The organism is Amycolatopsis aidingensis (assembly GCF_018885265.1).
Taxonomy (GTDB): domain Bacteria; phylum Actinomycetota; class Actinomycetes; order Mycobacteriales; family Pseudonocardiaceae; genus Amycolatopsis; species Amycolatopsis aidingensis.
This window is the reverse complement of the sequence record NZ_CP076538.1, coordinates 201,887-225,692: the sequence shown is the minus strand read 5'-3', so window position 1 is coordinate 225,692 and position 23,806 is coordinate 201,887. Positions and strand designations below refer to the sequence as shown.

The following is a 23,806-nucleotide window of genomic DNA, read 5'->3' as shown; positions in this document are numbered from 1 at the left end:
CGATGCCGGTGGAGATGACCCTGCAGCGCTTCGAGGAACTGGTCGCCGACGCGCTGGACCGGGTACCCGCCGAGTTCGCCGAGGCCATGGACAACGTGGTGGTGCTGGTCGAGGAGCGCAACGAGCAGGAGCCGGACATCCTCGGCCTCTACCACGGGATCGCGCTCACCGAGCGGATGTCCGACTACGGCGGGGTGCTGCCCGACCAGATCTTCATCTACCGGCGGCCGATCCTGGCCATCTGCGAGACCGAGGAGGACGTGGTCTCCGAGGTCGTGATCACCGTGGTGCACGAGATCGCCCATCACTTCGGCATCGACGACGCCCGGCTGCACGAGCTCGGCTGGGGCTGAGCCGTGTAATTACGGATGTCACCTCCCTCCTGGACACTGCGTGCAGGAACGTGCGCGGGAGGTAACGGATGGGCGGAGAGCACCTCGAGGGCGAGCCGGAATACGGTCCGGCGATCATCCGGCGCAGGCTGGGCCGGATCATGCGCAGGCTGCGCGAGCGGGCCGGGCTCACCATGGAGCAGGCCGCCTCGAAGATCGAGTACACCGTCCCCTCACTGAGCAGACTGGAGAACGGTCAGCAGGGGCTGAACATCCACGTCGCGAAGAGCATGCTGGACGTCTACCACGAGTCCGACCGGTACGAGGAGATCCTGGACCTGTGCCGGCTCTCCCAGCGCAAGGCCTGGTGGAACTCCTACGGCATCCACGGCAGGGGCTACCTCGGCCTGGAAAGCGACGCCGAGTCCGCCCGTAGCTTCGAGACCCACCTCGTTCCCGGGCTCCTGCAGTCGGAGGAGTACGCCCGCGCCCTGTTCCTCGGCCAGGGTGAGGAGAAGCCGGAGCGGATCGAGAACTACGTCCGGGTCCGGATGATCCGCCAGGAACGGCTGCGGCACCCCACCCGCCCGCTCACCCTGCGGGTAGTGGTGCACGAGGCCGCCCTGCGCTGCCGGGTCGGCGGCCTCGAGGTGATGTACGGCCAGCTGGCCCATCTGGCCGTACTGGCCGAACTGCCCACGGTCACCCTGCGGGTACTGCCCAACGACCGCGGGGTGCACCCCTCCATGGCGGGCGGGTTCATCATCCTCACCTTCCCGGAACAGCTGCTGCCGGACACCCTGTACGTCGAGCACGCCTTCGGCGGCACCGACACGGAGAAGGAGCAGGAGGTCAACCGGGCTAAACTGAGGTTCGACCAGCTGTGGGCCATGGCGCTCGACGAGTCCGCGACCGCCGAGTTCCTGCGGCGGCTGGCCGAGGACCTGGAGTAGCGACCCCGAGGAGCCCGGGCATGGCCGAGCCAGTGTTCGCCGGATGGCGCAGGAGCAGCTACAGCGACGGCGCAGGCGAGGAGTCGAACTGCGTCGAGGTGGCCACCGCCGGTCCGGTCGTGGGGGTGCGGGACTCCAAGGACCCCGCCGGGCCGCCGCTGGCGTTCACCCGGAATGCCTGGACACGTTTCCTGATCGTGTTGCGCTGACGCTGCGCACCGGCCCCCGGACGTGGCAGGGTCAGGGGCGATGACAGACGTGGTGGAGCGCATCCGGGAACGGGGCGACGAGCAGCGCAGGGCAGAGATCGTCGGGGTCCTGGTGGACGCCTTCGAGGAGATGATGGCCGCGAACCCGGCCGCCTTCCGCAGGAAGTTCCGCAAGATGGCCGCCGACCCGTTCGCCTTCTACCGCGGGTCGGCCTGTCTGTTCTACAACGACATGGCCGCCGAGGACGACCCGTGGGCGGACGAGCGCACCGGGCGGGTGTGGATCCAGGGTGACCTGCACGCGGAGAACTTCGGCACCTACATGGACTCCGCGGGCGCGCTGGTGTTCGACGTCAACGACTTCGACGAGGCGTATCTCGGCAGCTTCACCTGGGACCTCAAGCGGCTGGTCGCCAGCGTGGCATTGCTGGCATGGAGCAAGGCGATCTCGGACGCCGATATCGCCTCGCTGATCGGCACCTACCTGCGCAGCTACCTGCGCCAGGTGCGGCAGTTCGCCGAGCACACCGGCGACCAGGCGTTCAAGCTACAGCTGGAGAGCACCGACGGGCTGGTGCACGAGGTGTTGCAGGCCGCCAGGATGAACACCCGGATCGACCTGCTCGGCAACCTCACCACGGTGGAGAACTACGAGCGGGTGTTCCGCTCCGGCGCAGGGGTGCGCAGGCTCGGTGAGGAGGAGTACGACCGGGCACGCACCGCCTTCGAGTCCTATCTGGACACCATCCCGCGCGGGAAACGGTTCAACAGCATCACTTACGAGGTCAAGGACATCGTGGGCCGCTCGGGCTTCGGGATCGGCTCGGCCGGGCTGCCCGCGTACAACGTGCTGGTCGAGGGCCGCACCCAGGCGCTGGAGAACGACGTCGTGCTGTCCATGAAGCAGGGCAACGTCCCTGCCCCCAGCCGGATCGTGCGGGACGAGCGGGTGCAGGACTACTTCAAGCACGAGGGGCACCGCACCGCCGTGTCCCAGCGCGCCCTGCAGGCCCATGCCGACCCCTGGCTCGGGCACACCGAGATGAACGGCGTCGGGTTCGTGGTCTCCGAACTCTCCCCCTACGTGAACGATCTGGACTGGTCCGACCTCACCGAACCCGCGGAAATGGCGCCGGTGCTGGAGTATCTCGGCCAGGCCACCGCGAAGGTGCACTGCGTCGCGGACGAGGACTCCGAGCAGACGCTGGTGGACTTCCAGGTGGAGGACGCGATCGTGGCGGTGATCGGCGACCGCGAGGAGGAGTTCATCCAGGCGCTGACCGAGTTCGGCATGCGCTACGCCGAGCGCACCAGGGACGACCACCGCCTGTTCGTGGACGCCTTCCGCAACGGCGAGATCGCCGGGATCTAGCTCAGCCCGCGAAGTTCACGCCGGTCAGGGTGAACTGGTTCTGCGGGTCGGTGAGGTGGGCGTTCGCATGCGGGGAGTAGGTGCGCACGTCCACCCGGCCCGCGGCCGTGTCGAACTCCAGGATCCGCAGGTAACCGTTGCGCTCGGCGTCGGTGTAGCTCTGGTAGTCGGCCTGTAGCTGGTAGACCAGGTTACCCGCGTCCCCTGGCTCGACGATCCGGCCCGCGTTCACATAGTGCCCGGAGAACACGAACAGCATGTTCGGATGCCTGCGCACCATGGCATCCCACAGCCGCTGGCCGGTCCGGTCCTTGCGCGCACCGTCCGAATAGGCATGCGTTACTAGCAGCACCTTCCGGTCCGGATGGTCGGCGATGACCCGGTTCGCCCAGTCCGTTTCGGACTCGGTCGGGATGTACTTCAGCGACAGCACGAGCCAGTCCACCCCGCCCGCGGAGAACAGATGGTAGCTGCTGTCATTGAGCTGGGTGGGAAAGGTGCCGCCGAAAGAGGGACCGGAGGCGAACCTCGACCGGGGGAAGGCATTGTTGAACTGCTCGGTCTCCCGCTCCCACTGCGGGTTTCCGGTGCCATGCGCGTCCATGTCGTGATTGCCGACCGCGAGGATGTACGGCACCTTACCGTCCAGTGTGGATAGTGCGGACCTTGCCCGGTCCCACTGCCACGGCTGGTGCGGGCGTTCCACGATATCGCCCTCGTGGATCACGTACCGGATGTCGCGCGACTCGGCATTGGCCGCGATCCACTCGGTCTGCGCGCGGAACAGCTCCGGCCAGCTCTCCGTCGCCATCTGGGTGTCCGGCAGCACCACGATCGTGAACCGCCCGTTCCCCGCGTCACCTTCCGCATCGCATCCGGTGGTCGCCGCGGCCGGGACGACCAGTAGCCCCAGCGCGGACAGCACGAGCACCAGCAGCGCCCCCGCCTTCGATCGCCGCATATCGGCCTCCCCGTTCCGGAATGAGATCATCAAGCCTGCCCCGGCCGGGAAACGATCACAACTCGACCTGCTCGACGTTCGGTAACTCGAAACTCACCAACCGAGACAGGTCGGTCCGGTAGTATGACTTTCAGCAAGGGGGCAGTCACGAAAGGTGTCTGTTTGGGGGTGCGTGATGGTCAAAATGGCGGAGCGGTGACGGGGCGAACGGATCATCGGCTGAACTGGCTGCTGTCCTCCAGCACGGTGTCCAACCTCGGGGACGGGATCGGCAAGGTCGCCTTCCCCCTGCTGGCCGTGCAGGTCACCAAGGACCCGGTGCTGATCGCGGGCCTCTCCGCGACCCAGTTCGTGCCCTGGCTGCTGTTCGCGCTGGTGGCCGGGGCGATCCTGGACCGGATCGACCGGCGTACCGCGATGATCGTGGCGAACACCGCCCGCGCCGTGGTGGTCGGCGTGGTCGCCGTGCTGGTGGCCACCGACTCGATCTCGATCTGGCTGATCTACCTGGCCGCGCTGCTACTCGGGACGGCGGAGACGCTGGCCGACAGCGCCGCCAACGTGCTGATCCCCGCCGTGGTGCAACGGGAGCGCCTGGAGGGCGCCAACAGCAAGATGCAGGCCGCCGAGATCGTCGGGCAGACCTTCCTCGGCGGGCCGGTCGGCAGCCTGACCTTCGCGGTGTTCCACGCGTTCCCGTTCCTGCTGAACTCGGCAGGCTTCGCCATCGCGGCCGCGCTGCTGCTCGGCATGGCGGGCAGCTACCGCCCGCAGCAGGAAGCCGAGCGGCCACGCACCGCCCTGCGCACCGAGCTGGCCCAGGGCCTGCGCTGGGTGCGCCGCAACGCGCTGGTGCTGCGGCTGGTTCTGATCGCCGCCGCGGTCAGCCTGGTCAGCGAGCTCGCCCAGGCCCAGCTCGTGCTCTACGCCGTGGTCGAGCTGGGACTCAGCCCGGCCGCCTTCGGCGTGTTCGCCTTCGCAGGCGGTATCGGCGGGCTCGCCGGCGCCGCGGTCGCGCCCCGCCTGGTCCGGGTGGCAGGCAGGCGGGCCGTGCTGGCCGCGGGGATCCTGCTGTGCGGTGCGGCCTTCCTCGCCATGGGCCTCAGCGGCAGCGCGATCCTCTCCTCGGCGCTGTTCGGCCTGTTCGCGGCCGCGGTGGTCGCGGTGAACGTGGTGCTGGCGACCGTCCGGCACGGGCTGGTTCCGGCTGAACTGCTCGGCAGGGTGCTCGGCGTGTGGCGCACCCTGGTGTGGGGCGCGATCCCGGTCGGCGCCCTCGCGGGCGGGGTACTCACCGAGCTCCTCGGCAGGCCGAGCGCGACCTTCGCGGTGTCCGGGGCGCTGCTGCTCGGCACCGGCGGGGCCGCGATCCTGCTGCTGCGCCGCTACCGCGGCGCCGTGGACGAGCTGGACCCACGGGCAGCCCCGGTGTCCGACTGAGAGCCGTGCGTGAGCTGGACCTTGTTGCGCGAGGCGAGTGGTAGAACTCGCGCGGCATAGCCCACGGTCGGCGAGGCCGGGCGCATCATCTGCGACGGTGACGATCGTGCAGAAGTCCGAGCGCGGCCGAGCTGACCGTGCCGCGAGTTTAGGAATAAGCACTGAGCCCTTCCGCTGCCAGCTCGCAGTTTCATCACGATCCCGCCTCACCGCTTCCGGTGATGTTGGAATGGCGCATTACCTCGATACGGGGAGGGCCGGATGCGTGACTCAGCCGAGGCGGACCCGCTCCCACCCGGTCGCGGCAGGCTGGTGCTCGCCGCGGTCACCGGATTCGTGATCGGCAGCGGGGTGATCGGCATGCTCTGGGCGGCCTCAGGCTCCCCCGGCGGCCCCGCTGACGACGCCCGCGCCGCCTGCGCCGCGCTCTGGCGGGCAGGCGAGCTGCCGGAGAAAGCCGCGGGCCGCGGCCTTCCACCCGCGGTGTTGCGCCGGGTGCTCGCGGCCCGGGAACTGTCCCGGGCCGCGAGCGAGCTCAACCCGGACTACGCCGACCTGGCCGAGCACATCGACGGGGTCAGCCGGATGGTGGTCAGCCTGCATCTCGCTGATCCCGCTGGCCGGTGGCACCTGGCCCAGGCCAGGGCCGTATGCAACACGGTGTAGGGGCTGGTCGGCCGTACCTAGCCACGACCGCCGGGACCGGGCTGGATCGTGCGCACCACCAGCTGGTGGCCCGGGATCTTGTCACTGGAGCAGCCGGTGCCCTCGTACTCGATGAACATCGACTCGGTCTCCTGCGGCGGGTACACCCGCAGGCCGCGCACCTGGACCGGCTTGCAGTCCTCCGGCGCGTAGTTGCGCACCTGCACGAAACCCACCGGGGCATGGGCGATCTCCCCGGGGGCCAGGTTCACCGGGGCGCCTTTCTCCCCGTCCCGGTAGGCGGCCGGCCCGACCTGGTGGCCGTCGTCTCCCGCGACATAGGAAATCCCAGGGAACCCGTGCAACACGCACGTTCGGTCACTCGTATTGGTGAACTGCACCGGCCGGTAGACCGTCCCGGCGGCGCCCTCGCCCTTGCCGATCGACAACTTCAGTTCGTTCGACCGGCAGAGCTTCGGATCTGCGTTCTTGGCGGGCTCGCTTGTCCCGCCCGTTTCCTTCGGACTGGATGAGGTGGTGGCCGGTGGGGCCGTCGTGGTGGTTGTCTCGTCGCCGGTCGGCGACTGCGCGGCGGCCCCGTCCTGCGTCCCCTCACCGCAACCGGTGAGGGCGGCGACCAGCAGCGTGCCCGCTGCGGCCAGCCCCAGATAACTTCGCGTTCCTCGCGTCATCATTCGCCTCCCTGTGCTGGGTGACTACCCAGAGGACGTGCACACCACACGGTCGGTTGCGCCGGTACCGTCGCGGGCGCGAGCACACCCGACCGAGGACGGGAGCGATGACGGGATTTTGTGACCGGGCGTGGCAGCACACGGTGAAAATACAACAGGCATCGCTGGCGCACCCGTTCAACGAGGAACTGGCGAACGGCTCGCTGCCTGCCGAGCGGTTCCAGTTCTACCTGGCCCAGGACGCCCGCTACCTGGTCGGCTTCGGGCGCGCGCTGGCGGTCGCCGCGGCCCGCACCCCCGACCCGGCCGACCTGCCGTTCTTCGCCGGGGCGGCCAGGGAGGCGGTGGTCGTGGAGCGGCAGCTGCACGAGGAGTACTTCCAGCGGTTCGGCCTCGGCCAGGCGGAGCTGGACGCCATCGAGACCTCGCCGACCTGCCTGGCCTACACCTCCTATCTGCTGGCCACCGCGCAGACCGACGGGTATCCCGAGCTGATCGCGGCGCTGCTGCCCTGCTTCTGGGTGTATCACCACGTGGGCAGCAGCATCCTGCGGCAGCAGGACGGGAGCGGGCCGGAGAACCCGTACCAGGCCTGGATCGACACTTATGCCGACGAGGACTTCGCCCGATCGGTGGAAAGCTGCAAGGAGGCGGTGGACCGCGCCGCGGCTGCCGGGGACGAGGCGACCAGGGCGCGGATGCTGGACCGGTTCACCAGGGCCAGCGAGTACGAGTGGATGTTCTGGGACAGCGCCTACCGGCAGGAGTCCTGGCCGACCGCGGGCCTGCGCTGAGTCACCAGGGGCGCGGGTTCACAGGTCGAGGCCGGCCCAGCGCAGGCAACGCCACGCGCCGCCGGGCCGGGCCTCCAGCTCCACCACGCTGGTGTTCGGCAGCATGTCCCGGTCGGCGATCTCCGCGGTCACGTTCTCGGCGAGCCACTCGGCGCCGAGCCGGATCGCCCCGCCGTGGCTGACCAGCGCGACCACGGTGTCGTCCAGGTCGGCCTCGTCCGCGTGCTTGGCCCGCAGCTCGCCCACGGCGCCAAGATAACGATCCCGCACCTGGTGCCCGGTCTCCCCGCCCGGCATGGCGATCCCCAGCTCGCCGCGGGTCCACGGGACGACCGTGTCCAGATAGGTGCGGACGGCCTCCCGGTCGGTGCGATCCTCCAGCTCGCCGACGTACACCTCCTGCACCCCGTCGATCACCTGCACCTCCAGGTCGAGGGCGGTGGCCAGCGGGGCCGCGGTCTGCTGCGCCCGCACGGCGAGCGAGGCGTACACCGCCGCGATCGGCTCGCCGCTCAGCCGCTCGGCCAGCGCCTTGGCCTGCGCGTGGCCGAGGTCGGTCAGCCCGGGGCCGGGCGGCAGGGTGTTCAGTTTGCCCTCGACGTTCGCGGTGCTCTGCGCATGTCTGATCAGGTACAGCCTCACACGGTCTCCCCACGACGTACGGACTCCAGCCAGTTCGTCGCGGCGACGAAGTCCTCGTTACCCACCGGCGGTTCACCGGCGGAGGGCGCATGGTCGGCCCGTGGATGCGAGCCGAGGAAACGCATGCTGCAGCGGCGGTGCAGCGCCGCCACCGCGTCCCCGATCCGCGGCTCGGCGATATGGCCCTCCACGTCGATGAAGAACCGGTACTGCCCGATGTGCGTCTTCGCCGGGCGGGCGTCCAGCCTGGTCAGGTTGATGCCCCGGAAGGAGAGCTCGGTGAGCAGTTCGGCCAGCGCGCCGGTGCGGTTCACGGTGACGGCCATCAACGAGGTGCGGTCCGCTCCGGTCGGCTCCGGCAGCCACCCAGGGCGCCGGACCAGGAGGAAGCGGGTGCTGGCATCGGCGAGATCGGCGACCCCACCGACGAACTCCCGCAGCTCATAGTGCTGGGCGGCCACCGACGCGGTCACCGCCGCGTCGTACTCGCCGCGCCGCACGGCCTGGGCCGCGGCCGCGGTGGAGGAGGTGGGCACCTGCTCGGCCTCGGGCAGGTTGGTGGCCAGCCACTGACGCACCTGGGCCAGTGCGTGTGGATGACTGGCCACGGTCCGGATGTCCGTGGCGTCCTGCCTGACCAGCACGCTGAACTGGACGGGCAGAATGGTCTCGGCGACCGCCACCAGCGCCGTGGCCTCGGTGAGGCCGTCCAGGGTGGCGTTCACCGGTCCCTCGACCGAGTTCTCCACCGGCACGCAGGCGGCCTCGGCACGGCCGTCGCGCACCGCGTGCAACGCGGCGAAGATCGTCTCGGCGGGCAGGAACTCGCCGTCCGGAACGAGCCCGCGGGCGGCCTGCTCGGTGAACGTCCCTTGCGGGCCGAAATAGGAAATCACTGGCACCCGGCCAGGCTAGCCGGTGCGACTGTGGCGAGGAGCACGGACTTTCACTCGCATAGCCGGTAGGCAAGCCGGTTACGAGGGTTGACGTTTTTTGCCATGCTGTAGATGTGACGGCTGAATCGGGCACGCACACCACGCGGAAGGAACGAGTGTCGCCACGTACCCCGGAGCTGGTGCTGTGCGCCGTCGATGAAGCGCTTGCCGAGGCATGGCGAGCGGTGGTCGACAACATGGAGGGCCGGGTGCGGGTGCACCACGGCTCCGTTCTCGACGTCACGGCGCATGCGGTGGTCAGCCCGGCGAACTCCTACGGCTGGATGCGTGGGGGCATCGACGCGGCATACGCACAGGCGTTCCCCGATGTGGAGCAGAACGTGCGCAGCGCGGTGCTCGCCTACCACGGGGGCGAACTGCCCATCGGTGAGGCGCTGGTGGTGCCGACCGGCATGCGCTCCCCCGCCTGGTTGATCAGCGCACCGACCATGCGCGAACCCGGTGAGCAGTTGCCGGGGGACACCGTGCACCCCTATCTCGCGGCGCGGGCCGTGTTCCAGGTCTGGCGGGACGGCCGCCTGGAGGAAGGGCTGGACGTGCGGCGCGCGGTGGACGTCATAGCCATGCCCGGGCTGGGTACCGGCGTGGGCGGGGTCCCGCCGCAGACCTGCGCGCGCCAGGTCAGCGCCGCCTGGGACGAGGTCTTCCACACCCGCTGAGGCGCACTCCGGCGGTATCGATACAGGTGGCGTGTAGAACGTCACAGCCCGCAGCGGGCCGGTAAGCCCTACCGTTGACCTTGCGTTAAGCAGTAGTACGGCGCCGGCCCACCGACGGGCAAGGAGTGTGCGATATGCCGCGGGTCCGCGAGCTGAGCCCCTATGTCGAGCTGCATCGCGATCAGTGGCGAGAGCTGCGCAGCTCCACCCCGTTGCCGCTGACCGCCGAGGAGCTGCTCCGGCTGCGTGGCCTCGGCGAGCAGGTCGACCTGACCGAGGTGGCCGAGGTCTACCTGCCGCTGTCCAGACTGATCAACCTGCAGGTCGCGGCCAAGCAGCGGCTGTACGAGGCGACCACCACCTTCCTCGGCGAGGACTGCAAGGGCACCAAGGTGCCGTTCGTGATCGGTATCGCGGGCAGCGTGGCGGTCGGCAAGTCGACCACCGCCCGCATCCTGCGCACCCTGCTCGCCCGCTGGCCCGACCACCCGCGGGTGGACCTGGTCACCACGGACGGGTTCCTGTTCCCCCGCGACGAGCTGATCCGCCGCGGCATCATGCACCGCAAGGGGTTCCCGGAGAGCTACGACCGCAGGGCGCTGCTGCGGTTCGTCTCGGACGTGAAGTCCGGCGCCGAGGAGGTCAGCGCGCCGGTGTACTCACACCTGGCCTACGACATCGTGCCCGGTGCCGAGCAGGTCGTCCGGCAGCCGGACATCCTCATCCTGGAAGGGCTGAACGTGCTACAGCCCGGCCCCCGGCTCACCGTCTCCGACCTGTTCGACTTCTCGATCTACGTGGACGCGCACACCGCCGATATCGAGCATTGGTACATCGAACGGTTCCTGAAGCTGCGGCACACCGCGTTCGCCGACCCGGCCTCGCACTTCCACCACTTCGCCGGGCTGCCCGACGACGAGGCCAGGGACGAGGCCCGCCACCTGTGGCGCACCATCAACGAGCCGAACCTGATCGAGAACATCCGCCCGACCAGGCCACGGGCCACCCTCGTGCTGCGCAAGGACGCCGATCACTCGATCAACCGGGTACGCCTGCGCAAGCTCTGAACGTGGCATGGAACCGACCGCTGAGACGCCGGTTGTTGCTCGCGGCTGCGATCGCCGTCACCATCGCGATCGTGGTGCTCGGCGGGGCGTACGCATGGCAGCGCAAGCTCATCTACCTGCCCTCCGGCGGGCCGGTTCCGGCCGCGGCCGAGGTCCTGCCCGGCGGCAGGGACGTGACCCTGCACACCACCGACGGCCTCGAGCTGGGGGCCTGGTTCTTGCCAGGACGCGGGCCGCGGGCCGACGGGCGCGCGGTGCTGGTTGCCAACGGGAACGCGGGCAACCGGCAGGCCAGGGCCCCGCTGGCCCGTGCCCTCAGCGCGCGTGGTCTCGCGGTACTGCTGTTCGACTACCGCGGCTACGGCGGTAACCCCGGCTCGCCAAGCGAGTCCGGCCTTGCCGCCGACGTCCGGGCGGCGCGGGACTACCTGGTCGGCACGGTGGGCGTACCCACCGAGCGCCTGGTGTACTTCGGGGAGAGCCTGGGTGCCGGGGTGGTCGCCGAACTCGCCACCGAGCACCCGCCTGCCGCGCTGGTGCTGCGCTCGCCGTTCACCGACCTGGCCGCGGTCGGGCAGCGGCACTACCCGTTCCTTCCGGTGCGCCTGCTGCTGAAGGACACCTACCCGGTGCTGCGGCACGTGTCCCGGAGCCAGGCACCGCTGACGGTCGTCTACGGCTCGGCCGACTCCATCGTCCCGCCAGGGCAGAGCCGAGCCGTGGCACGGGCGGGCGAAGGCAGGCTGGTCGAGGTGCCGGGGGCAGGGCACAACGATCCGGTGCTGCTGGACGGACCGCTGCTCGTCGATGCGATCGTTCGCGCTTCCACCGATTGACGAATCGTCGGCGAAATTCTTTCGGCCGGGTTCTATCCACAGTGGAAAATAGTCACCCTACTGGGCACGAAAACCGCGAACCGATCTCCTCACAGTAGTCTTACAACGACACGATCACTCGACTGCGCAACGGATAGCACCTCAAAGTGGCCTCGTGGACACTGTTTGCGTTACACGCCTTCACCCAAAGGAGTGGTCTCGACAAGGACGGTGCAGCTGGGCCAAATGGGCTATTTCCGCAGTTGCGGATACCTGTCCGCGCGAAAATGTCTCGAGCCGAGGCATTGCTCGACCCGAACCGCCCTGCTATCAATAGCGGCCACCGATTCCGGATTACCGGAGTCGCCGTTCTCACTCGCACCACTCTCCCCGACAGTAACGACAGCACAGGGATGCTCATTGACAACGACTTCTGTACCGGCCGCCGACAGTCGCTTATGGACAAGCGCAAGGCGGATGACCGCCGTGGCAGGAATGATCGGTATGGCCTTACTGGCGACGGGATGTGGAAATGAACCACAGCGGTCAGCCGTGGCACCGGTCGCGGTCAGCGCGGAGGAACTCACCAAACTTCCCGAATCCACCACATATGCCGACGTCCCCGAGTCGGCAACCGACGATCCATCCGACCCGGGAACCGGCGAGGTGCTCCACCCCACCGAGGATCTGGTCGTGTACGCAGGGGTCGGTGGCCCGCCCATCGCGAAGCTGCCCCCGCGGCAGGTCGGCTCGCCGACCTGGGTTCCGGTGACCGCGAAACGAGGAGACTGGAAGAAGATCCTGCTGCCCTCCCGGCCGAACGGTTCGGCGGGCTGGGTGTACGCGGGCGGTGCGGCACCGGTGGAGACCGCACGCAACGAGTACACCGTCAACGTCGACCTCGCGGCCTTCGGCCTGGAGATCGTACACAACGGCGAGCAGGCTGGCCGGTGGAAGATCGGCATCGGCAAGCCGGAGTACCCCACTCCGAAGGGACGCGCCTACATCGTCGCCTCGGTGGAGGAAACGGTGAACACCTACAGCCCGATCGTTCTTCCGCTCAGCGTGCATTCCGATGCGCACGAAACCTTCGGCGACGGCCCTGGAACGGTCGGCATCCACACCTGGCCGGACGACGGTTTTACCGCAAAGGCGGACAGCGACGGCTGCATCAGGGTGCCGCAGGAAGCGCTCGACCGGCTCGTCGAACTGCCACTCGGCACCATCGTGAACATCGCCTGACAGTTCTCCGTCAATCTGTTTCCAACCATGAAAGGCAGTTCATTGTCCAGCAACAAAGCGGCCCTGCGTGGTGCGGGCCTGCTTGCCGCCCTGCTCACCTCCGGCCTGGCCTTCGTCCCGGCCGCCGGCGCCACCGGCGCGGGGGATTCGGCCTTCGCGTTGTCCGCAACCGGCCTGCTCAAGGTCGACCCGATCCCCGCCGTCACCAGCGAGAACGGTTTCCAGCAGGACTCCGTTGCCGAGTTCGGCAGCCCGGGCAAGATCGTCCGGGCCAGGGTGCTGAACGCGCAGGCCGGACCGGGGAAGGCCAAGGCGAGCGTGGCCGAGCTCGAGGCGGATCTCGGCGGCGTACCCGGGCTCGGCCTCGGCTCCCCGCTGCTGTCCGCGACCGCGGTGCAGGCGAGCTGCCATGCGGGCAAGGCGTCCTCCTCGCTGGCCGAGGCGCGGCTCGGGGACACGAAGCTCGACGTCTCCGCGCCGCCGAACACCGCGGTACAGGTGCCGGGCGTCGCCTCGGTGGTACTGAACAAGCAGGTCACGAAGGGGGACGGCACGGTGACGGTCACCGCGATCTCGATCAAGATCGACCGGGTACAGGCCATCGAGGTCGCCTCGGCGACCTGCGCGCCCGGCGAGGGCGACGGTGGACAGCCGGCCTCCCCGGAACCGGCACCGGAACCGACCGATCCCGCCGGCCCGCCCGCGGGCAGCGGTAATGACGACCCCGCAGACACCGACGAGGGCGATGGCGCGAGCGGGACGGACGACGATGGCGGCAACGGGGCGGGCGGACCGGGCACCCAGGCCGACGCCAACGGGATGGCACCGCGGCCGACCCCCGTTCCCGCTCATCTCGACGTGACCGGCTGACCGGTCCCGGTACCTGGCGCGGGGGTGGCCCCACCGGATCCGGTGGGGCCACTCGGGCTTTCAGCCGCGCACCGCCCTGCCGAGCGCCTGCCGGACGGCCAGCCAGGTCGGCCCCAGCCCGGCATAGGGCTGGTCCGGATGCTGGCGATTGGTCAGCAACACCAGCACCAGGCCGGTTTCCGGGTCGGCGGCGAACTCGGTGCCGGTGAACCCGGCGTGCCCGAAGCCACCGTCACCGAGCCCGGGCACCCCGCGGAACCGGTGCGTCCAGAAACCCAGTCCCTGCCCCGATTCGAACTGGTCGCTGGTGAACTCCGCGACCACCTCCTGCGAGAACAGCCTGCGCGTGCCGTACCCGCCGCCGTTCAGCATGGTCTGCGCGAACACCGCGATATCCCGCGCGGTGCCGAACAACCCGGCATGCCCGGCGACACCGCGGAAGGCGTAGGCCGCGTTCCCGTCGTTGACCTCACCGGACAATGTGTGCTCACGCCAGCAGCGGAAGTCGTCCACCCCACGGTCACCGAGGATCGGATATGGCTCACCGGTGGCGATCATGTTGCGCTCGAACGGATTTCCGTTCGAAGTGGCGGCGAACCGAAACCGGCCCGGTGGCCGGTAACCGGTCGCGACCATCCGCAGTGGACGGTGAATGCGCACCCGGACGTACTCGTCCAGCCGCAACCCGGTGCAGCGCCGCACCAGTTCGCCGAGCAGCATGAATCCGAGATCCGAGTAGTGCCTGCCCGCGCCGATCTCGTACCGCGGCGGCAGCCCGCTGACATAGTGGATCGCCGCTCCGGGGCGAGTGGCCCACAGGTAGACCGGCTGCCACTCCCACAGTCCGGCGGTGTGCGTGAGCAGCCTGCGCACGGTGATCCCGGTGGGAAACCCTGGCAGCCAGCGGGCGAGCGGATCGTCCAGCCGGATCCGGCCGTCCTCAACGAGGGTCATCATCGCCGCGGTCGTGGCCAGCACCTTGGTGCAGGAGGCGAGGTCGAACACGGTGTCCTGGCGCATCTCCACCGGCTTGCGCAGCGGCGTGCCGTCCTGGTGCGTCCGGGCGTGGCCGTATGCGGTGTGCTTGACGAGCACGCCGTTCCTGGCCACCAGGAGCACCGCTCCGGGAAAGGTGGACTCCGGGCCGGGCCCCAGCCCCGCCGCGATCACCTCATCCAGCGCGCCGAGCGCGTCCGGGTCCAGGCCGGCCTGCTCGGGGGTGCCCTCCCGCAGGGTGGGAAACCGCGGCCCGGCCTCCCCGGTTCCGGGCGCGAACACGGTCGCGGCCAGGCCGCCGAGGGTGCCGAGCACGCACCGGCGATCGACTACGCTCGCTACTCTGGCTACTCCGCGCATGTGCGCACCCAACCTTGTGAACACGGTTGGCGCAAGCATTGCGGCATACGGTTACCATACTCCGCCGTTCGGCCGATCGGGCGGTCCCAGCACTAACCACTTGGCCGATACCACCAGCACGGGCGCCCGGCGACCCTGGAATGGAGAAGTACGGCCCCGGAACGGGGGGAGACATACCGATGTTCGCGACCATCCTCACCTGGATCGGCGCTGTCCTCGGCATTGCGGTTCTGCTGGCCATGGCATTCGGCGCGTACGTGTTCGACCTCGGCGACGCATTCGGCAGGCGCAGGCGCAAGCCTGCGGAGGATCAGTCCGAACTGCCGGGCAGGACGCCGTCGAGTTCGGCCAACGCCTGACGGTACTCGTCAAGGTCGAACCGCAGTTCGTCCTGATCGGCTTCCTCGGCACCGTCCCAGTCCTGCACCGCCGCCCCGGCCAGCACGTCGACCAGCCGATCCAGGATTTCCTCCCGTTCGGCTCCCTGTTCGCGCAGCCTGCTCGCGGCCGCCCACACCTCAGGGGGCTCGTTGTCCCACAGTTGATCCACTATGGACACCTTCATCGCGAGGTAGGCCGCCGCGTCGAACTCGCCGTCCTCCACCTGCAGCACGGCCTCGCCGATCTCGTCACCGAGCGCGTCGTGGTACTCCGGGTGCTCACCGATCACCAGCAGGCGCCGCTGCTCGGGATCCGTGGGTTCGAGCTCCAGCTCCTCGTCACCGATCTCGGCGAAGGTGTCCGGGACCGCGAACCTCCGCCGCTCCAGTAGTTCGGCCAGTTCCTCGGGGTCCTCGATCTCCTCGCCCGCGTCCAGGTAGAGATCCAGATCGGCGTCGGCGCCTTCCAGCGAGTCCCGGGTGGCTTCGACCAGCGCATTGAGCGCGGCCTCGGGCAGTCCCTGCCGGGTCCCCGCCCAGTGCGCCCAGCCGAGCACGACCTCGGGCAGCACCTCGTCCTGCTCCTCGGTCAGCTCCAGCTCGTTCGGCACCCACTCCTCGAGGAAGTACAGCAACCGGTCCGGGCTCACCCGCAGCGGCCGGTCCGGCTCGGTCTGTACGCCGTAGTCGATCAGCAGGTGGGCGCAGTGCCTGCTGTCCTCGTTGTCCGCGAGCTCGGGTGTCTGCCGGAAGAACTCCGCCACCAGCGCGTCCCGGTCGCCGACGGGCTCCGGCTCGGGTGCCGGCTCCGGCTCCGGCAGCCGGCGGCAGCGCGCCATCGCCAGCGCGCGGTACCGCATGAAGTCCGCGCTGACCTCGACATCAGCCAGCTTGTCCACGGCGGACAGGCCGTCCTCGAGCAACCGCCGGTAGCGCGCCGGGGTGATCTGCCGCAGCGCGATGATGCCCTCCTGCTCGGCCTCCTCCTCGCGCATCCCGGCCAGCACGTCCTCGGGGTTGTCCACAACGGCCACATCGGAGACCACCCCGTCGCCGTGCTCGACGTAGGCCAGCACACCGTGGGTCTCGTCCCGGTAACCGAAAGTGCCCAGCAGGGTGCTGCTCTCGCCGTAGGCGTCACCCAGTTGCCAGCACTCGCCGAGGCTGACCTCGCCGAGGCCGGCCGCCCAGTCCGGTTCCGGGATACCGCGGCCGAGTACCGCGCCCAGCGCGTCGGCCGCGCCGTCCCGCAGCTTGCCGGTGGGCGCGAGCACCCGCAGCGCGGCGAGCAGGGCGGCCGCGCCAGGGGAGGTCTTGCGCCCGGCATAGTCGATCAGTTCGAAACCGATCAGGTCGTCCTCCGGATCCCACCACTCACCGACCATGGTGGAACCGAGCACCTCGACCTCGAGTGGCCCCGCCTCCGGGGGCACCGAACCGAAGTCGTTCAGCACGTCCTTGAAGAATCCGGTCATCCCCTGCTCGGCGGGTTCTGCCGGGCCGGAACTCTTCTTCTTACGGGCACGACTCTGCGGGCTCATGGGTACATGCTTACATCGCCCGCCCGCGGCCGCTGCGGCGGAGGGGTCCTTGGGGCGCCCGTGGGCTGGTCACGGCTCGGGCGGCCCCGCCGTGGGCACGGCCGGGCTGGGCGCCCGCTGCACCGGGAGGTCGGGCCGGTCCGGATCCGGCAGCAGGGCCAGCACCAGCGTCACCGCGGCGATCACGGCCACGGTCGCGACGACGGCCGCCACGACCTGCCATCGGGCCCGGTGCGCGTGGGGAATCAAGGACATGATCGAACCCCCGTTTCGCGGACGGGTTGAATAATCGGGATTGCGGAATAATCGGAAGGCGGCTATGGTGTTTGGCGATATGCGATTCTTATCGCCAGCGGCCCGGGAGTGTTACCTGCTCACCTTGGGCAACGCGATCCTGGCATTGCGAACCTCGGCAAGCAGCCTGGTCTTCCGTTTGTGAGTTTCCATCAACTCGGCGAGATAGGCGCCGAACTCCTCGGCTTTGTCCGCGCGTTTGTGCAGTGTTCGTAATTTGCGAAGCTGCCGTGCGGCCTGCCGGTATCCGGCCACGTCCCGATGTGCGATGAGTTCCTCGACATGGGAGCGGTAAACCCCGATCACCTCGGCGGGGTTTTCGGCCTCCCTGTCCCTGGCCAGCTCCAGCCGCAGCTCCAGCGAGGCGCCGTAGCGGTCGGCGGCCTGCCAGGCCTGCTCGGCCTCCCCCTCCGCGAGCAGGGCGCGGACGAGGTCGTCGGCCCCGGTCGGATCGGCGGCCGCGCGTGCGGTGAGCAGTTCGGTGGCCGCCACGCGCTCGCTCTCCCAGCAGCCGAGCCCGGTGGCGGCCTCGCGTAGCGCCAGGTAGCCGTCGTAGTCGGGGGCGCGGCGGAACTCGTTGCGGCGCAAGGTAAGTGCCTCGTCCCCCTGACCCACCTCGTGGTAGGTCTCGGCCAGCGCGTCCACCACCGGCGCACGCAGCGGACCCTTACCGGGCCCGAGCGCGCTCGCGGCATGGGCGATCGCCTCCGCATGCCGCCCGGCACCGCGCAGCACCCGGACGATCCGCAGGCTCACGTCCAGCCGGGGCAGCTTCCTGGACAGCATCTCGACCAGGGTGTCCACATCGCCTGAGGTCTCGGCCAGTTGTTCCAGCAGGCGCTCGGCGGTCTCCCGGCGCCGCCCGGTGCAGGCGTCGTCGGCGAGCATGGTGTCCACCGCGGACTTGATCCGGCGCAGCCCGGACTCCCCCAGCGCCCCGGCGAACGGGGGCAGGTCGATCCGCGGCCAGTTCGGGCGTTCGAACGCGACCTCGAGCAGCCAGTCGGCCAGGGCCGCCGGCGCGGGTGGGTGGGCACGGCAGGCCCTGGCGTACAGGTCGATGGCGCGTTCCAGTTCGGACCCGGCGGTCCCGGCCGGGTCGGCGCCCAGCTCCGCACCGAGCTTGTCCACCGTGCGCAGGGCCAGCGGGGCCAGGTCCGCCCTGCTCCCGCCGTCCAGCAACCGCTGCATGGTGTCCAGCACGGCGCTCATCGTGGTGGCGTGGTCGAACCCCTCGCCCCCGCCGTCGCCGTTGAGCCCACTGCTACCGCTGCGTGGCGGCGCGTCGTCCAGCAGCTTGTGCGCCGCGGCCACGGTGCTGTCCCCGTGGCAGTCCCGCGCCGCCCGCTGTTCCAGCTCCGCGCGCAGTCCCTGATCCCGCTCGGCCTGTTCGTACAGCAGCCCGGCCAGCGTCTCCGCGCTCAGCGAGCGCAGGTACGTGCGCAGGTCGGGGGTGGGGGCCACATGGACCATCGTGCCGCACTCGAACGACTGAAGCCGTCATCCAGGAGCGTTATCTTTTGGACCATCCCGAACACGTAACGTCAACACCTGCCGGGTGATCATCGAATCGCGAGGTCAGGCCGGGCCGGGGCCGCGGGCTGCCGACCGGCTTCCGGTGCGGCGTGCAGCTCGGCGAGCATTCGTTTGGCCAGCCTGACCGCCGGGCAGGTGATCAGTACCTCGCACCCGCTCGGCTCGTGGGTCGCGCCGAACAGGATGGTCCGCCGGTCCACCACGGCCACTTTCCGCTGGGGCGTGCCGGTGTGCACGGTGACCCCGCAGTCCGCCAGCTCCCGGGCCCGGACCCGGTCCGCGGCGGGCAGCACCGCGTGCACGTCCACGCCCCGGCGCGCGGTGCCTGCCAGCAACGGCAGCAGGTCCGCGTCCTCGCCGCCGATCCACGGCAGGGACAACCACAGGGATTCCTCGGCGCCGGTCAGCCGGGCCGCGAGATCGTCGGCATCGGCAAGGTCGAGCAGGCTGTCCGCTCCGCGCACGGTGATCCGGCCGTCCCGCAGCAGGGCGTGTACCGCCGCGAGCGGCGTGCCTTCCGGCGCGGCCCGCACCGAGCCGAGGTCCGCGAGCAGGTAGAGCCGCGTGCCGGCGCGGCTGATCGCGGCGCCGAACCGGCGGGCCCGCGGCCCGCCGTCCACCAGGTCGAACAGCAGGACCGGGGTGTCGATCTCCCGGCAGGTGTGCGTGGTGCCGACCGGCACCGGCGGGTCCAGCTCGCGCACCGCCGCGAGGCTGACCGCGGCCTGCGCGCTGGAGGCGGCCACCACCCCGAGTTCCGCCGGGTGCCGCTCGGCGAGTGCCCTGGCCAGCAGCAGCCCGGCAGGCCACCATCCCGCCCTGGCGCCGGTGCGGTGCACGGTGGTCAGCTCGGGCAGCATCGAGGTGTCCACCAGCACCAGCTCGGTGTCCGGAATGGACATTTCAGGAGCCCGCAGTACCCCCTCGTAAGGCAGTTCGTTGGCGAGAGCCCGTAACGGGCCGCCGAACCGGAACTGGCGGGTGAGCGTGACGCATCCGGGATGTGCCGAGGCTTCCCCGGGTGAGGTGATTCCACAGTGGCCGAACACCTCAGTACCCGACCACCGGCGCACCTCGGGCGCCGCGCGCAGCTGCGCGGGCCGCACCACCGGCCCGGGCTGGCGGAAGTCGCCGAACAGTACGGCGGTGCTCTCGGCAAGGGAGGTGAGAAACAGGATCTCCGCCAGCCGGGCGGCGGCCGCGTGCTCGACCAGCACCACGTCGAAGCGCAGCCCGGAAAGTCGTTCGTCGGCGTAGGCCCTGGCCATGGTGGTCGCGATGACCGGAGCCGTGCGGATGGTCTCGGCCTCGGCAGCCGCCCGCAGTTCGGCACGGCGCTCGGCGAGCCAGCGCAGTCGGTCGGTCAGCCGGTCCCTGGCCGCCGTGTCCTCGACCCGCGCACGGACGAACTCCCGTTCCTGATGCCGATCCGGCAGGCCGTGCCGCAGGCAGGCGGCGTGGAACCGGCGGTCCTGCTCGGTGGCGATGCCGGCGGCCCTGGTCAGCTCCAGCCGCCTGCGCAGCAGGTCGGCCGCGGTCCGCGCGCCGCTCTCGGTGCGGGCCGCGAGGTCCAGCGCCCGCTCGGCGGCGGCCAGGTTCGCGTCCAGCGCGGCGAGATCGTCCTCGGTGTGCGGCAGTGCCGCATCGCGGCAGGCCTCGATTTCCGCCCGCAGCCGGTCATGTCGTGCGGTACCGCTGCGCAATGCCTTGCGTTCCGCCCGGGACAGGCGGTCGGTCCCGGAGTTGGCGACCGTGCGTTCGCGCAGATTCTGGTCCAGTTCGCGCAGCTTTCCCGCGATGTCCCCGGCCCGTTCCAGGTGGGTCCTGGCCTCGGCCGCCTCTTCCCAGGCCGCGCGGGCGGCACGCAGTCCTTCCTGCGCGGTGGCCAGTTCCGCGGCCGCGGCGGCATGCCGGTGGTCCGCCTGTGCCAGGTCGGCCTCCAGACCGTCCAGCTGTTCGGCGTTGTCGATCCGGCGTCCCGCGTCCAGGAAGGCGGTGTGGTCATAGCCGACGAGGGCGGCGTCCAGCTCGGTGAGTCGTGCACCTGCCCGGTCCAGTTCGGCGAGATCCGCGTCCAGCGCGGCCCGCTCGGCCTCGATCTCGCGCTCCTGCTCGGCAGGCAACGGTGGGGGCGGGCCGACCAGGCCCGCCACGCCGATCCGGGTCACCTGTCGTCCGAGCCTCTCGGTGGCCGCCTGCACCGAAGAGTCCACCTCGGATACAAACAGGATCCTTTTTCCCTGCTTGGCAAGGCTTTCGATGGCGGCGGACAGCACATGCGTGGTGCCGGTGCCCGGCGGGGCCCAGACCAGCCGCAGGCCGGGTGCGTGGCAGGCCCGGTACGCCTCGGCCTGCTCATCGAGCAGCCCGGCCGACGCCGCCACGCCGATGTCCGGGGCGGGGTCCAGCTCACCCGCGGCGAGCCGGTCGGCCAGCGGCGCCTCGCCGGTCGCGCGCAGCCGTCCGGCCAGCCGGCCGAGCAACTGCCGGGGGGACTGCGTCATCGCCCAGACCCGGTCGCACTCCGGCGGGATCGGACCGGTGACCCGCAACCGCAGGACGCCGCCTGCCGCACGCACTTCCTCGGCCGGAAGAGAGGGCCCGCGCTGGGGACCGTCCCGCCCGGCCAACCGGATCGCGCCGAGATTGTCCAGGCCGAACCGGCGGCCGCGCAGGTCCACCGTGTACTGACCGGGCTCCGCCCCGGGGGCGGGGCTGCCGAGCAGGCTCCACTCGCCGGCGTGCCAGGCGTGATCGCGTTCAGCGTCGACCGCACGGGCAGCGTCCTGCCGCCAATCGGTCATTCCCACCCCCCGGTGCTCGGCTGGTCGATCTCCAGCGAGTAAACCAAGAGTATCGTTCCGCGTACAGAGCGTAAGCCGAATGGAGTAGAGGACGGCGAGTAAACCGAAAACACCCGTACGGGGTGGGCGCTTCGGTTGGCCGCACACCTGGACCGATGGCACGATATTCAACGTAAAGTGATCGTTTCGCCACGCATCGTGGGTACTGATCGGGGGTGCCACCGCTTATGGCGATCGGGACGAAGTCGAGCGCGCCGGGCGTGGACCGTAATGCGACATCTTGGCGCATGCCGAGCCGGAGTGCGGGTAGCCGGTCCATCCGGGTGTCCCATCGGATGGCCTACGTGATCCTGGACGACAGCGACCGCCCTTCTCCGGCCACCGGCGAAGCGCTGGTCTTCGCCCCGGGTGAGTGGCGGGCCTTCCTGCATCGGATCCGTTCCCTGCCGCGCCGGGATCCCGAGCAGCTCACCCCCTGAACGGGTTGTACACCCGCGTGCTCGCCGCGATCAGGGCGTCGGTCATCGGCATGATGTGGTCGGCGAACTGCCGGGTCATCGCGGCCAGCCACTCCTCCAGCCGGATCGCCTGTGGATCGTCACCCCGCTTGCGGCAACGTTGCGCCCCGCGCTGGACCTCCCCGGTCGTCAGCGCAGTCAGCGATGGCACCGGGGAGCCCGGGAGGTTCACCGCCGAGGGTCAGTCGCCGAAGTAGCCGCCCCTGAGGTTGCGCTCGATGTCGTCGAGGAGGGGCACCGGGCTGCACTCCGGCGGCGTCTCCGGGAAGCGGTGCCACTTGCCGTGCCGGTCGACCCAGTGCAGGGTCCACTGGCAGTCGGCTGTGCAGCGCAACTGCGCGATCGGCTCTATGGTCCAGTCCGCGCCTGGTTCGTACGGCCATGGCGGCCGCCGCTGCACAATGGTGACCCTGCCGCCGCGTCGCCGTGTTTCGAACCGCACATCGCCTCGATCATCGGTGCGGGCCCGCCGCTCGCACCACCTGTCGATCTGACGTTGTTGAAGTTCCGGGATCGGCGACATACCCACAGTGATACCGCGTGCCTCAATGAGTAGCCAAGGTGGGTCCGCCGACCATCCGACCAGTCAGGTGACCGGCCCCACCGGCGAGCCGAGTTGGCTGCGTACGCCGAGTAACCGGCGCTAGACTTCCGGTATTCGCGACCGGCGTAGGTGGGGAGGACCGAATTGCCCGGGTTCAGGTTGACGTAGGCGCACTGAGCAAGATGGCAGCCGGTATGGAGCGGCAGGCCGAAGCAATGTACGACCTGTCCAACCATTTCTACAAGATCAACACTAGCGCCTTTACCGGCCTGCCCGAACTACAAGGCATCAGAGAGCGAGCCGAGAGCGTCAAATATCGCAACATGAATCGCGCAACAGTGGCACAGACGTGCTGCAGCCAGGCAGGCGACACCCTGACCAGGGCACAGGAGTACTACGCGAGCACCGAACATGGCAGCGCGGCACAGGTGGATGCCACACTTCCCCGACACAAGCACGATGTCCCGTTCAGCGTTGGCGATGTCGCACCGATCGATGCGCCCAACGCGCCCTACACAGATCTTTCCGACGCCAGGGGTCGACTGGTCGAGCCACCTTCGTACGACGAGCAGCTGAGCTGGAAGCCCGCTCTGGAGTCCGACCTCATGAAGGCGGGACCGGCGATTCGTGAACTGATTAAATGTGTTCTGGATGAAGATCCACTGGAATTCAAAAACGCCGCCTGGGCGTACTCGGACGTGGCAGCAAACATCGACGACTACATTAGACGAGGGCAAGATGACTGGACCGGCAATGCATCCTCAGCCGCGTACGATCATCTTGAAAAGATCGTAGATGGCTTACGCGGCGAGCACGATGTAAATCGATACTTGTGCAATCAGTTCATCGAGGTAGCCGAAGGTTCTTACGAGATATTTATTTTCCTCTCGGGCGAGGTCAGCAACTGGATCGACAGATGCATTCAGGCAGGAATAGCAGCCCTTGCAGCCACCGGAACTGTCGAAATTCCCGGCCTTAACATCTTCACCGCGGCACATGCCGCATATCGTGTATACCAGGCCGTAGAAGGCGGGTACGAGATTCTGAGTCGCACTATTCGCCTCAAGGACATGCTGGTCGCGTTTGAGGCATCGTTGAGCATGTCCGGCGACAGTTCGTTCGAGACAAAGACAAACGGCCGCATGTTCCCTAGTGGTACATTTCATACGCCCGCCTGACCAGGA

At 69.4% G+C, this 23,806-nt stretch carries 26 protein-coding genes; 15 read left to right on the top strand and 11 right to left on the bottom strand.

Annotated features, from left to right (window positions below):
- The first annotated feature begins 2 nt into the window (after window positions 1-2).
- From KOI47_RS01150 to KOI47_RS01135, 4 genes are all read left to right on the top strand, one after another.
- The gene (locus KOI47_RS01150) at window positions 3-353 is read left to right on the top strand and encodes a metallopeptidase family protein (protein ID WP_216212856.1); all 351 of its coding nucleotides are present in this window, start codon (window positions 3-5) and stop codon (window positions 351-353) included.
- Between the two features lie 68 nt (window positions 354-421).
- Window positions 422-1,285, top strand: coding sequence for a helix-turn-helix domain-containing protein (locus KOI47_RS01145; protein ID WP_216212854.1), 864 nt, complete (start codon window positions 422-424; stop codon window positions 1,283-1,285).
- Window positions 1,286-1,305: 20 nt separating this feature from the next.
- Window positions 1,306-1,494: a DUF397 domain-containing protein gene (locus tag KOI47_RS01140; RefSeq protein ID WP_216212850.1), complete on the top strand. Its 189-nt coding sequence runs from the start codon at window positions 1,306-1,308 to the stop codon at window positions 1,492-1,494.
- Between the two features lie 40 nt (window positions 1,495-1,534).
- A complete protein-coding gene (locus KOI47_RS01135; protein WP_216212846.1) occupies window positions 1,535-2,866 on the top strand; it encodes a DUF2252 domain-containing protein in 1,332 nt (443 codons plus the stop codon).
- Between the two features lies 1 nt (window position 2,867).
- On the opposite strand, the gene KOI47_RS01130 is transcribed toward KOI47_RS01135, so the two are convergent.
- The gene (locus KOI47_RS01130; protein ID WP_216212842.1) at window positions 2,868-3,827 is read right to left on the bottom strand and encodes a metallophosphoesterase; all 960 of its coding nucleotides are present in this window, start codon (window positions 3,825-3,827) and stop codon (window positions 2,868-2,870) included.
- A 195-nt stretch (window positions 3,828-4,022) separates the two neighbouring features.
- On the opposite strand from KOI47_RS01130, the gene KOI47_RS01125 reads away from it, so the two are divergent.
- Window positions 4,023-5,267, top strand: coding sequence for an MFS transporter (locus KOI47_RS01125; RefSeq protein WP_232376478.1), 1,245 nt, complete (start codon window positions 4,023-4,025; stop codon window positions 5,265-5,267).
- Window positions 5,268-5,528: 261 nt separating this feature from the next.
- The gene (locus KOI47_RS01120; RefSeq protein ID WP_216212835.1) at window positions 5,529-5,933 is read left to right on the top strand and encodes a hypothetical protein; all 405 of its coding nucleotides are present in this window, start codon (window positions 5,529-5,531) and stop codon (window positions 5,931-5,933) included.
- 17 nt (window positions 5,934-5,950) lie between these two features.
- Here the strand turns inward: KOI47_RS01120 and KOI47_RS01115 are convergent, their stop codons facing one another.
- The gene (locus KOI47_RS01115; RefSeq protein ID WP_216212832.1) at window positions 5,951-6,604 is read right to left on the bottom strand and encodes a DUF4232 domain-containing protein; all 654 of its coding nucleotides are present in this window, start codon (window positions 6,602-6,604) and stop codon (window positions 5,951-5,953) included.
- 107 nt (window positions 6,605-6,711) lie between these two features.
- On the opposite strand from KOI47_RS01115, the gene tenA reads away from it, so the two are divergent.
- Window positions 6,712-7,398 (top strand): thiaminase II, encoded by a 687-nt coding sequence (tenA, locus tag KOI47_RS01110; RefSeq protein ID WP_216212828.1) that lies wholly within the window; start codon window positions 6,712-6,714, stop codon window positions 7,396-7,398.
- A gap of 18 nt (window positions 7,399-7,416) precedes the next feature.
- Here tenA and KOI47_RS01105 read toward each other — a convergent pair whose 3' ends face one another.
- Together KOI47_RS01105 and pheA are read right to left on the bottom strand one after the other, a co-directional pair.
- Window positions 7,417-8,040 carry a histidine phosphatase family protein gene (locus tag KOI47_RS01105; RefSeq protein WP_216212826.1) on the bottom strand — a complete coding sequence of 208 codons (624 nt, stop codon included), beginning with the start codon at window positions 8,038-8,040 and terminating at the stop codon, window positions 7,417-7,419.
- Window positions 8,037-8,942: a prephenate dehydratase gene (gene pheA / locus KOI47_RS01100; protein WP_216212823.1), complete on the bottom strand. Its 906-nt coding sequence runs from the start codon at window positions 8,940-8,942 to the stop codon at window positions 8,037-8,039. The genes KOI47_RS01105 and pheA overlap by 4 nt, the downstream gene beginning before the upstream one ends.
- Window positions 8,943-9,049: 107 nt before the next feature.
- Here pheA and KOI47_RS01095 point away from each other — a divergent pair, with 107 nt between their 5' ends.
- The 5 genes from KOI47_RS01095 to KOI47_RS01075 all read left to right on the top strand — a co-directional run bounded on the left by KOI47_RS01095 (window position 9,050) and on the right by KOI47_RS01075 (window position 13,649).
- Window positions 9,050-9,655, top strand: coding sequence for a macro domain-containing protein (locus tag KOI47_RS01095; RefSeq protein WP_216212820.1), 606 nt, complete (start codon window positions 9,050-9,052; stop codon window positions 9,653-9,655).
- Window positions 9,656-9,789: 134 nt separating this feature from the next.
- Entirely contained in the window at window positions 9,790-10,722 is a 933-nt protein-coding gene (gene coaA / locus KOI47_RS01090; RefSeq protein WP_216212817.1) for a type I pantothenate kinase, read from the top strand.
- Window positions 10,723-10,724: 2 nt separating this feature from the next.
- Window positions 10,725-11,558, top strand: a complete 834-nt coding sequence (locus KOI47_RS01085; protein WP_232376477.1) for an alpha/beta hydrolase — start codon at window positions 10,725-10,727, stop codon at window positions 11,556-11,558.
- Window positions 11,559-12,014: 456 nt separating this feature from the next.
- The gene (locus KOI47_RS01080) at window positions 12,015-12,779 is read left to right on the top strand and encodes a L,D-transpeptidase (protein ID WP_216217007.1); all 765 of its coding nucleotides are present in this window, start codon (window positions 12,015-12,017) and stop codon (window positions 12,777-12,779) included.
- A 42-nt stretch (window positions 12,780-12,821) separates the two neighbouring features.
- Complete coding sequence (locus tag KOI47_RS01075; RefSeq protein WP_232376476.1) at window positions 12,822-13,649, top strand: choice-of-anchor P family protein; 828 nt, start codon at window positions 12,822-12,824, stop codon at window positions 13,647-13,649.
- Between the two features lie 60 nt (window positions 13,650-13,709).
- Here the strand turns inward: KOI47_RS01075 and KOI47_RS01070 are convergent, their stop codons facing one another.
- Entirely contained in the window at window positions 13,710-14,960 is a 1,251-nt protein-coding gene (locus tag KOI47_RS01070; protein ID WP_216212811.1) for a serine hydrolase, read from the bottom strand.
- Between the two features lie 224 nt (window positions 14,961-15,184).
- On the opposite strand from KOI47_RS01070, the gene KOI47_RS01065 reads away from it, so the two are divergent.
- The gene (locus KOI47_RS01065) at window positions 15,185-15,364 is read left to right on the top strand and encodes a hypothetical protein (RefSeq protein WP_216212809.1); all 180 of its coding nucleotides are present in this window, start codon (window positions 15,185-15,187) and stop codon (window positions 15,362-15,364) included.
- On the opposite strand, the gene KOI47_RS01060 is transcribed toward KOI47_RS01065, so the two are convergent.
- The 4 genes from KOI47_RS01060 to KOI47_RS01045 all read right to left on the bottom strand — a co-directional run bounded on the left by KOI47_RS01060 (window position 15,316) and on the right by KOI47_RS01045 (window position 21,560).
- Window positions 15,316-16,926: a DUF1841 family protein gene (locus KOI47_RS01060; RefSeq protein WP_216212806.1), complete on the bottom strand. Its 1,611-nt coding sequence runs from the start codon at window positions 16,924-16,926 to the stop codon at window positions 15,316-15,318. The genes KOI47_RS01065 and KOI47_RS01060 overlap by 49 nt on opposite strands.
- Before the next feature lie 69 nt (window positions 16,927-16,995).
- Complete coding sequence (locus tag KOI47_RS01055; protein WP_216212803.1) at window positions 16,996-17,181, bottom strand: hypothetical protein; 186 nt, start codon at window positions 17,179-17,181, stop codon at window positions 16,996-16,998.
- Window positions 17,182-17,292: 111 nt separating this feature from the next.
- Window positions 17,293-18,684: a DUF6880 family protein gene (locus tag KOI47_RS01050; protein WP_232376475.1), complete on the bottom strand. Its 1,392-nt coding sequence runs from the start codon at window positions 18,682-18,684 to the stop codon at window positions 17,293-17,295.
- 98 nt (window positions 18,685-18,782) lie between these two features.
- A complete protein-coding gene (locus KOI47_RS01045) occupies window positions 18,783-21,560 on the bottom strand; it encodes an AAA domain-containing protein (protein ID WP_216212801.1) in 2,778 nt (925 codons plus the stop codon).
- A gap of 227 nt (window positions 21,561-21,787) precedes the next feature.
- Here KOI47_RS01045 and KOI47_RS01040 point away from each other — a divergent pair, with 227 nt between their 5' ends.
- Window positions 21,788-22,039 (top strand): DUF397 domain-containing protein, encoded by a 252-nt coding sequence (locus tag KOI47_RS01040; RefSeq protein ID WP_332461439.1) that lies wholly within the window; start codon window positions 21,788-21,790, stop codon window positions 22,037-22,039.
- On the opposite strand, the gene KOI47_RS01035 is transcribed toward KOI47_RS01040, so the two are convergent.
- Window positions 22,029-22,229, bottom strand: a complete 201-nt coding sequence (locus KOI47_RS01035; protein WP_216212796.1) for a PIN domain-containing protein — start codon at window positions 22,227-22,229, stop codon at window positions 22,029-22,031. The genes KOI47_RS01040 and KOI47_RS01035 overlap by 11 nt on opposite strands.
- Before the next feature lie 30 nt (window positions 22,230-22,259).
- Window positions 22,260-22,601 carry a DUF3024 domain-containing protein gene (locus tag KOI47_RS01030; RefSeq protein ID WP_216212793.1) on the bottom strand — a complete coding sequence of 114 codons (342 nt, stop codon included), beginning with the start codon at window positions 22,599-22,601 and terminating at the stop codon, window positions 22,260-22,262.
- Window positions 22,602-22,804: 203 nt separating this feature from the next.
- On the opposite strand from KOI47_RS01030, the gene KOI47_RS01025 reads away from it, so the two are divergent.
- On the top strand, window positions 22,805-23,800 hold the full coding sequence (locus KOI47_RS01025) for a hypothetical protein (RefSeq protein ID WP_216212790.1): 996 nt from the start codon (window positions 22,805-22,807) through the stop codon (window positions 23,798-23,800).
- Window positions 23,801-23,806: the final 6 nt, after the last annotated feature.